This window comes from Ferruginibacter sp. (genome assembly GCF_031430955.1).
Lineage (GTDB): Bacteria > Bacteroidota > Bacteroidia > Chitinophagales > Chitinophagaceae > Ferruginibacter.
The window spans coordinates 1-3,689 of the sequence record NZ_JANPCM010000713.1 but is presented as its reverse complement, the minus strand read 5'-3'; the positions used below and the strand labels follow the sequence as shown (position 1 = coordinate 3,689).

The 3,689-nt window shown below is 35.1% G+C and carries 3 protein-coding genes; all 3 read left to right on the top strand.

Features of this window, described 5'->3' with window-relative positions:
• Positions 1–1,900, top strand: a 1,900-nt coding sequence (locus tag ACY65O_RS20410; protein WP_462222704.1) for a TonB-dependent receptor plug domain-containing protein, incomplete at its 5' end; no start/stop codon positions are given.
• Positions 1,901–1,904: 4 nt separating this feature from the next.
• Complete coding sequence (locus ACY65O_RS20405) at positions 1,905–2,819, top strand: DUF4249 family protein (RefSeq protein WP_462222703.1); 915 nt, start codon at positions 1,905–1,907, stop codon at positions 2,817–2,819.
• Positions 2,820–2,910: 91 nt separating this feature from the next.
• Positions 2,911–3,387, top strand: a complete 477-nt coding sequence (locus ACY65O_RS20400) for a carboxypeptidase-like regulatory domain-containing protein (protein WP_462222702.1) — start codon at positions 2,911–2,913, stop codon at positions 3,385–3,387.
• Positions 3,388–3,689 lie beyond the last annotated feature (302 nt).

Genomic DNA, 3,689 nt, shown 5'->3' with positions numbered 1-3,689 from the left:
GTTGAAAGCAATAAAAAACCTGCCGGTATTATTTGGGGAAAGGGATATTTTAAAAATTATTCAATTGCTGCCGGGTGTACATGGCGGCCAGGAAGGTACAACCGGTTTTTATGTACGTGGTGGCAATGCCGACCAGAATTTAGTGCAGTTAGATGAAGCAACGGTTTACAACCCCAATCACCTGTTTGGTTTGTTCAGCACTTTTAATGTAAATGCTATAAATAATGTACGGCTTATTAAAGGTGGTTTTCCTGCTGAGTTTGGTGGCAGGCTCAGTTCTATTGTAGATATTACCATGAAGGAAGGGAATAAAACAAAATACCAGGTTGAAGGTGGGCTGGGATTACTTTCTACCAATCTTACTTTTCAAGGCCCCATAAAAAAAAGTAAATCATCTTTTATAATTTCTGCAAGGCAAAGCCATATAAATTTATTTTTAAAACGCCTCACTTCTTCCAGCAACTCTTATAAATTTTATGATGTTAATGCAAAAATGAATTTTGAGCTGGGGAAAAAAGACCACCTCTATTTTAGTTTTTTTAAAGGCAACGATAAAGCAAATTATACAGAGCTTAACAGTTTAAACTATGAGGTTGATTTTGGAAACACTACCGGCACTTTACGCTGGAACCATTTATTTGGGAGTAAAATTTTTTCCAACACTTCTGTTATTTATAATGATTACCACTTGGCTTTGGCCACTTCGCAAAATAATTTTTATTCGCTGCTTTATACAGGCGTAAGGGATTTTACTGCGAAAACAGATTTCACTATTACGCCCAATATAAAACATAAAATAAAAGCAGGGTTTACTTTTACCAATCACCAGCTGGCACCTGCGGCATTTTCTGCAAGGATACCCCGGCGGGGCAACAGATTGGTTTTGGGAAGGGATACCATTACTAAACTTAACTCTGCTGAGATGGCTTTTTATGCCGGCGATGAATTTGATGCCTCTAAAAAAGTAAGTGTGAATTACGGGGTACGTATTCCCGTATTTACCGCTTATGGTAAAACGTATTCGTTTATTGAACCACGTATTACTGCAAAAATTTCTGCCGGTGCCAATGCATCTGTAAAGGCATCTTATACAAAAATGAACCAGTTTTTACATTTAATACCCAATGCTACTGCCGGCTTGCCTACGGATATTTGGATACCCAGCAGTAATAAAACAAAACCACAAAGTGCCACCCAGTATGCCATTGGTTATTTTAAAAATTTAAAAGATAATGCCATTGAAACCAGTGTGGAACTGTACTATAAAAAAATGAATAACCAGGTGTTGTTTGGGGAAGGAAAACAATTACGTATCAATATTAAATTAGACAGTTTATTAACGTATGGTAAAGGGGAAAGTTACGGGGCAGAATTTTTTGTAAAAAAGAATACCGGAAAATTAACCGGCTGGATTTCTTACACACTATCTAAAACCGAACAAACATTTAATGAATTGAATTTTGCAAAACCTTTTCCTTTTAAATATGATAAACGGCATTCATTATCTGTAACTGCAAGTTACCAGCTTAGTAAACGTTGGAGTTTAAATGCTGTTTTTGTTTATTCTTCTGGTGTAGCTTTTACTGTGCCCACAGGTAGAATAAGTACACTAAACTCAGGGTCAATTTTCGAAGGCAATTATTATGTATATGATGGTAGAAATAATTACCGCCTGGCACCTTATCACCGGTTAGATTTTTCGGCAATCTATAAAAAAGCAGCTAAGCTTTTTAAAAAACCTTTTGAATATGAACTGGTGATTGGGGCATACAATATTTACAGCAGGCAAAACCCTTATTTTGTTTATTTTGAAATTGATGCATTAACTACCCAGCCCACAGCAAAGCAGGTATCGCTGCTGCCAATAATACCCGGTATTTCATTCAACTTTAAATTTTAAAAATATGAAGCATATAAAATTTCTATTTATTCCTATTGTTGTTTTGCTTATTACAGGGTGCAAAAAAAATATCTCTGTTAATTTTTCTCAAACCCATAACAGTAAAATTTTTATTGAGGGTATGTTATATCCCGGAAAAGTGCCACAAATTTTTATCAGCAAAAGCAATTCCTTCTTTAGTGCCAAAATTACACCGCAGCAGGTTTTTGCAAGGGGTGCTGTGGTTAAAATCACCAATGGCACTACTGTTGATGTATTGGTTGCCGATTCAACCTTTAATAAATTCCGTTGCAGGTGGGAGCCATTTTACCGTGGTAATATTGCTGCAGTTTTTGGCAACACTTACAAATTAGAAATAAGTTTTGAAGGAAAAAATTATACCGCAGGCACTACCATTAATCAAAGCCCTGTTACCATAGAATCAATTGTGTATACCCCGCAATTTTTTGATGTATATGGCAGCCACGATGGGGTAATTGTAACTGTTACAGACCATCCGGGCACATCAGATTTTTACCGCTTTCAAATGAACAGGATCATTGATACTTCTATAAAACATGCCCATGTTTTAGACAGGTTTGTTAATACCTGCGTATCGGGCCCAACTGAAAAATTTCCGGTAAAAGATATTGGCCGGATTATTTTCAATGATGAAAATGCAGACGGACAAAAAATTATAATGTCAATAGAAGTAACTTTTGAATATAAGAAAAATGATACCGCCTGGGTTTTCATGCAATCTTTAGATGCAAACGCTGCCGAATTTTATAAAGATTTGGATGAGCAACTGCAGGCTATTCAAAACCCTTTTGTGGAGCCGGTTTTTATAAACTCTAAAATACCAGGGGCAATTGGTTTTTTTGGTTCGGCTGTATTGTCCGATTCTGTTCGGTTTATTTATCCAAGGGATAATCCATAACAGGATAAAATTGTAATTTGAGGGGAGAAATATTTTTATCAATAAAAATTTTCCTGCTTTGAGGCGGTCGTCTTTTTTCATACTGATTTCAGTGTTGCTTTCAACCAACGCTTTTCCCCAGGCAACTAAAAATAATGTTACCGGGATTGTTGCAGATAAATTATCCAAACACCCTATTGAATTTGCAACAGTGCAATTGCTGCATCCAAAAGACAGTGCTGTATTAAGTACAACTATTACTGATAAAAAAGGAAAATTTGTTTTTAATAAAATTGAAGAAGGTAGTTATATACTTCACTTAAGTTTTATTGGTTATGAAAATAATAAGGTGAAAATTATTATCAACCGGCAAAAACAAAATTTAGGGAGTATAGAAATAACAGCCACTTCAAAAAATATGAGTGAAGTAATTGTAACCACTCATAAATCTTTATTAAAAACAAACATTGACAGGAAAGTATATAATGTTGCCCGGGATATTATGGCACAAAGCGGCACAGCAAGTGATATACTTAAAAATATCCCTTCGGTAGAAGTTGATATGATGGCCATCAACATTAAATTTTAACATTAGATATGCCTAAGTAATAAGGCATATAATATATTAATTTACAGGCAAAAATAATCATGCTGACTGACCTCTCAAGGACAATATGAAGAATATTTGGAGATTACGGTTTATTTCACGTATCACACTGTCAAGCACAAGGGAATATATGAGATTGCGTATTTTCAAATACGAAAAAGAATACCTTAATGCTGTTTTAAGAAGTAAAGCACTTGGTTGTATTAGTCATCAGAGTATTAGACTACAACATCATACATTGAAGTCTCATTGTATACTTCAAAGTCTAACGTTTTTTGAACAAT

Bases quoted from the DNA above. Each gene is read 5' to 3' on its own strand.
- ACY65O_RS20405 (WP_462222703.1), top strand. From the start codon at position 1,905: ATGAAGCATATAAAATTTCTATTTATTCCTATTGTTGTTTTGCTTATT.